The sequence below is a fragment of the Chryseobacterium sp. SIMBA_028 genome, from assembly GCF_046535285.1.
Lineage (GTDB): Bacteria > Bacteroidota > Bacteroidia > Flavobacteriales > Weeksellaceae > Chryseobacterium.
On record NZ_JAWRWZ010000132.1, the window covers coordinates 1 to 313 of the forward strand.

Consider the following 313-nt stretch of genomic DNA (forward strand, 5'->3'; position numbering starts at 1 on the left):
GCCGCGGACACGCAAGCTCGATCCGCAGCAGGCGCCGCTGACAACCGCGCTCGGGGTTCTCGGCATGCCCGGCTTCACTGCCTATGCCGGCCTGCGCAACATCGGCAAGCCACAGCAAGGCGAGACCGTCGTCGTCGCTGCCGCCAGCGGCGCTGTCGGTGCGGTGGTTGGCCAGATCGCCAAGATACGCGGAGCCCGGGTCGTAGGCATTGCCGGTGGGGCCGAGAAGTGTGCCTATGTCAGCGGCGAGCTCGGCTTCGATATCGCCATCGATCACCGCGCGAAGGACTTTACCGCTCAGCTCGCCTTGGCC

1 pseudogene is annotated in these 313 nt (G+C 67.7%); it reads left to right on the forward strand.

The features are described from left to right. Window positions 1–313, forward strand: a pseudogene (locus SCA31_RS22860) (NADP-dependent oxidoreductase); the annotation flags it as partial.